Raw genomic sequence first — 4,860 nt, 5'->3', positions numbered from 1 at the left:
CGGAGCCCTTGGCAGAATCGGAACCGTTACCGGAGTCGGAAGAGCAGGCGGTGAGGGAGAGGGACAAGGTAAGGGCGGTGGCGGCAAGAGTAGTGAAGCGGCGCATAATGAACGTCTTTCTGTGCGTGTGTTAAAAAGCGGAGGTCAGTTCGGGAAAGATGTCGGTGACGCGGGTGACGCGCCACGTCGGGTCAGCCTCAGGGGAGGTTGCGAAGGGGGAGTCAACGAGCACGGTGCGTCCGCCTACGGCGGCCACGGGTGCGAGGTCGAACTCCCAAATATCGCCGAAGGAGATGAGGTGAGTCGGATCCGTGTCGGCGAGATCGGTGTCCAGGATGCGGGTAAGTCCTTCGGGTTTGCCCACCCTGGTGTAGACGGTGTCGAAGGACCTGTCGAGGCCCAGTGTGTGAAGGGCAGCGCTGAGTCCAATCTCTGGAGAGTTAGTCGCCAGAATGGCGCGGCCGGGGTAGGAAGCAAGGAATTCGGCAAGCCCCTCAGGGGCGGTGATACCGGTGTCGGCGAGGTTCTCCCGGGAAGCCATATATGCCTCCTGGCAGGTCTCTTCCGGCACGTCGAGTTCAGCGGCGAGAGTACGGACAAGGTGGTAACCGTCGCGTGCTGAGCCAACGTTATCGGAGTTCAGCAGCGCTTCGGCGTCTTGAGCAATGGATGGGTGCCCGGCTTTCTCTGCAATGAGGTGCGCATAGGCCAGAACGGGGCCGTGGCCAAGGCTGACGGTCCCGTCAAAATCGAAGAGAAGGACTGGGCGAGTTATGTCTGTGGACATAAAGTACAAACTAACGGCGGTTTATGTACTTCGCGACCGCACGCGGTAAACATTCAGTGAACAGTGCGTGCACATCCGGCTTTGGTACTCTAAGGGGCTGTAGAAATCTCTTCTCGAAGGCCGACATTATGTCTCTTCCCACCGAGCAGTTACTGCTCGAACGCTTTATGAAGCTCTCCATCGCTACCGCAGTGGCCACGATCACGCTCAAGATTGTCGCTGCTGCGGTGACGGGATCGGTGGGCTTTCTTTCCGACGCCCTCGAATCTGGTGTGAACCTCGTCGCCGCCGTTGTAGGTTTTGTGGCTATTAGGATTGCGGCAAAGCCGGCAGACGCAAACCACCAGTTCGGCCACGGCAAGGCCGAATATGTTTCCGCGCTGGTGGAGGGTGCAATGATCTTCGTCGCTGCGGCGATGATTATCTATACGGCCATTCGCCGACTTCTGGAGCCGCAGCCGCTGGAGCAGCCTGGGCTCGGACTTTTACTATCGCTCGTGGCCTCCCTGCTGAACCTGGGCGTGGGCCTTCTGCTTGTGCGCGCGGGCAAGCAGCATCGTTCGGCCACCTTGCAGGCGGACGGAAAGCACCTGCTTACCGACGTCTGGACGTCCGTCGGCGTCCTCCTCGGCATCGGCGCGGTCAGCCTCACGGATTGGTTGTGGCTCGACCCAGTTATCGCGTTTGCCGTGGGCCTCAATATTTTGTGGACTGGCTACAAGCTGCTCAAAGAATCGTTGAGCTCCCTGTTATCAGAGTCCCTGCCTAAGGAAGAGCACGCGAAGCTCGACGCCCTCCTCAACGAACTGGAGGAAAGCCATGATGTGGAATTTACTTCGCGCCGAACTGTTGCCTCGGGGCGCAACCGCTTGGTGTATCTCACGATGGATGTCCCCGGCCAGTGGACGGTACTGCACTCGCACACTATTGCCGACCGCATCGAAGACGCCATCGACGATCTTTTCCCCGGCGCTGAGGTCTTTATTCACGTTGAGCCTGCAGGAACGGTTCACCGCCGTATTCTGCGCATGCCGTAACGCTTGCAGCTAGCGCAGGCTGGCCACGCCGCGTCCGCCTTCCATGACCCACGGCCAACTCAGACCGTTCTTGGTGAGGACATTGACGCGGATTTCATCGGGAACAATCCACTCTTTGTTGGCGTAGCCCAGTAAGTATTCGTCGAATGCCGGTAGCTCGAGTCGTAGTTCTAGGGCAGTGCGGATGTCCTCCGCGGTGACGTCTTCCTGCCAGGGGGCCATCCAAAAGTCCTGACCATCGTGGCGTGCCAAGTGAGCACCCGCCGACTCCAAGGCTGTGGTGGCTTGAGTCTTGCTGAGCTTTGCCCACGCTTGGAGGTCTTCTACCGAGACCGGACCATGACCTGAGATATACCGTTGACCAAGTTCGTGAAGGGGATGCGCGGGCTCGTGTTGGGCAACGGGAAGTGCATCAACGTGAAGAAAGGTTTCCTGGTTGCCGTCCTTGGGGCCTTGGACGAGGTCACCTGCCCCGCCGAAGGCGCGCAGTAAGTGGGAGCCGCGACCTTCTGTGGGATCCACGCCCGTCTCGGCGAAAAGCTCATAGACCTGCGCGCGGGTTAATGGTGTGGTGGCTGCGCTGTGGAGGGCCTCTGAGCACGCTTCAAACATCTCTTCGCTGAGCCCTAGACTGGGGCGCCGAGACTTCTGGCTTGCGGCGATGCGTGGATAGAGGAGGCGGGACATCCAGCGGACGTCGACAGCCGGCATGAAGTGCAACGTCCCTCGCTGCGGCCAGCAGCGCACCACCCGGTAGCTTTCTATCTCACCCAGAACGTCGTTATCGTTACACCCAGCGCGCAGGGACAGTGCCCGAACGCCAGCGTCGTAGGTCTGACCTTGCAGAGCGAGGAGATGCTCAGCGACGTCCAGCGCCAAGGTGAGCGATGGCCGCGCGGCCGACGGCGCTAGCCCTTGGGCAATGAGCCGGCGCGCTAGGAGCTCATCACGGGATAGCTCGTGCATGGTTTCTCCTTTAAAGCCGGAAGGTCTTCATTAGCTGCATGCCCGTGGAAACGAGGGCACGGAAGCGCTCCGGTGAGACGTACTCCGACGGTGCCAAGGGATGCAGTCGCTGTTCAGCCACGGTGCGCTCGTTGGCCCACAGGCGCATGCCGGTAATCCCGTGGCGGTGGTTCAGGCCCGATTCCTTGACGCCGCCGCCAGGGGCCGCGATGGAGCCATAGGCGGCGGCGAAACCCTCGTTGATATTGACCATACCGGCCTCCAGCTGGGAGGCCACCTTCCACGCGCGGCGGGAATTCCCGGACCACACCGATGCGGATAGGCCGTAGGAGGTGTCGTTGGCGCGCTGGATGGCTTCCGCATCAGAGCTGACCGGATAGACAGCGAGCACTGGGCCGAAGGTCTCGGTGGCATAGAGATCCATCTCTGGGGTCACACCAGTCAACACGGTGGGTTCATAGAAGAAGGGCCCAAGGTCCGGCCGGGCCTTTCCGCCATAAACCACGGTGGCGCCCTTGGAGACAGCGTCCTCGACGTGGGCAACTACTGCATCGAGCTGGCGCTGCGAGGTCAACGAGCCGATGGTAGCGGCATCGGAGAAGGCCGCGCCGAGCACCTGCTGGTCCAGCGCGTTCTTGAGTTCTGCGAGGAACTCCTGGAAGACGCTCTCGTGCACATAGGCGCGCTCGGCGGACATGCATAGCTGCCCGGAGGAGGAGAATGCGGTGCGCACGGCGCCTTGGGCGGTGGGCTTAAGGGGGGCGTCGTCAAGCACCAGCATCGGGTTCTTGCCGCCCAGCTCCAGCATGGTGGGGATGAGGCGCCCCGCAGCTTGGGTAGCGATGGACTTGCCGGCCTGGGTGGAACCGGTAAAGGAAAGGCCATCCACCAGCGGAACGAGGGCATCGCCCACCTCCGCACCGCGGCCGGGAACCAGCTGCCAGGCAGCCTCCGGAAGGCCTGCCTCGATGGCTAGTCGTCGCAGCAGAATCGCCGTCAGCGTGGTCTGAGAATCCGGTTTGTGTACCACGGCATTACCAGCCGAGAGGGCTGCCAGAACATCGCCAACACCGAGGGACAGGGGATAGTTCCACGGAGAGATTAGCCCCACCACGCCCAGCGGGTAATGCTGGGTGCGCGTTTTAGTCAGCACGGGAAGCGCGCCGGGGTGGCGGTCGTTTCCGAAAGCTTTGCGGATATTGACTGCGTAGAAGCGCGCGCAGTTATACAGATCCATCAGCTCGTCATAAGCGTGGGAGCGGGACTTGCCGTTTTCTGCCTGGATGAGGTCGAGGATGAGCTCCTCGTTCTCGTGAACGAGGTCGTGCAGGCGCAGCAGGATGGCGGCGCGGTCACCTTGGCCAACGCCGGCGCGCGCATAGTTGACGGCCTTCTCGACGTCCCCCGCGGTGGCGACAGGGAAGCTAAAGAGCTCCTCACCGCTAAAAGGTGCGTGAGCCTGGTGCTGCTCACCCGTGCCGCGAACATCGCGGGCGGGGTCCGTGTCCAAGAAATTGAGCACTCGCTGGGGCAGACGGGTCTGAGTGAAGGTCTTCATGCGGTCTATTGTCCCAAAAATATGCGATGGCGCTATAGATTTTTCGAGATTTGTCTCACAAACTAAATTAATCGTGGTTAGGATGACGCTATGCCAATCCTCGCGACTACTCCACAGGCCCAGGTGCGCGCCGCCGTTGAGCCGCTCGTCAGATCTGGAGAAAGCCCAGCGCCCGTAGGCGTTATCGACCTCGCTGCATTCGACTACAACGCTGCACAGATGCCGACTCGTGCCGGGGGACTACCCATCCGCGTGGCCTCGAAGTCGATCCGCAGCGTGGCAGCACTTCGCCGTGCCCTCGAGCATGAGGGCTACCGAGGTATCCTCGCGTATTCCGTTCCGGAGGCTCTGCATCTGGTGGGGGAGGGCTTCCGCGACATCGTGGTGGCTTACCCGAGTGTCAACCGCAAGGCTCTGCGTGAGCTCGCGATGGATGACACAGCGCGCGAGGCTGTCACCGTCATGGTAGACAGCGTCGAGCTCTTAGCCCTGCTTGAGGGATCCCTGCGCGT

At 61.3% G+C, this 4,860-nt stretch carries 4 protein-coding genes and 1 pseudogene; 2 read left to right on the top strand and 3 right to left on the bottom strand.

The genetic code is table 11. The features are described from left to right. Nucleotides 1–130: 130 nt before the first annotated feature. Nucleotides 131–787 carry a hypothetical protein gene (locus RDN59_RS11485; protein ID WP_308607952.1) on the bottom strand — a complete coding sequence of 219 codons (657 nt, stop codon included), beginning with the start codon at nt 785–787 and terminating at the stop codon, nt 131–133. Nucleotides 788–915: 128 nt separating this feature from the next. On the opposite strand from RDN59_RS11485, the gene RDN59_RS11480 reads away from it, so the two are divergent. Next, nucleotides 916–1,824 carry a cation diffusion facilitator family transporter gene (locus tag RDN59_RS11480; protein ID WP_308607951.1) on the top strand — a complete coding sequence of 303 codons (909 nt, stop codon included), beginning with the start codon at nt 916–918 and terminating at the stop codon, nt 1,822–1,824. Between the two features lie 9 nt (nt 1,825–1,833). Here RDN59_RS11480 and RDN59_RS11475 read toward each other — a convergent pair whose 3' ends face one another. Further along, nucleotides 1,834–2,790 (bottom strand): DNA glycosylase AlkZ-like family protein, encoded by a 957-nt coding sequence (locus RDN59_RS11475; protein ID WP_308607950.1) that lies wholly within the window; start codon nt 2,788–2,790, stop codon nt 1,834–1,836. Nucleotides 2,791–2,800: 10 nt separating this feature from the next. Then, complete coding sequence (locus tag RDN59_RS11470) at nt 2,801–4,348, bottom strand: succinic semialdehyde dehydrogenase (RefSeq protein WP_308607949.1); 1,548 nt, start codon at nt 4,346–4,348, stop codon at nt 2,801–2,803. Between the two features lie 90 nt (nt 4,349–4,438). Between RDN59_RS11470 and RDN59_RS11465 the strand changes: the two are divergent. Beyond that, nucleotides 4,439–4,860 (top strand): annotated as a pseudogene (locus RDN59_RS11465) (amino acid deaminase/aldolase); the annotation flags it as partial.

Origin of the sequence: uncultured Corynebacterium sp. (assembly GCF_902489365.1) — a bacterium.
In the GTDB taxonomy this organism is placed as follows: Bacteria; Actinomycetota; Actinomycetes; order Mycobacteriales; family Mycobacteriaceae; genus Corynebacterium.
Note: the sequence above shows the minus strand (reverse complement) of the source record. Positions and strands in the feature narration are given on the sequence as shown.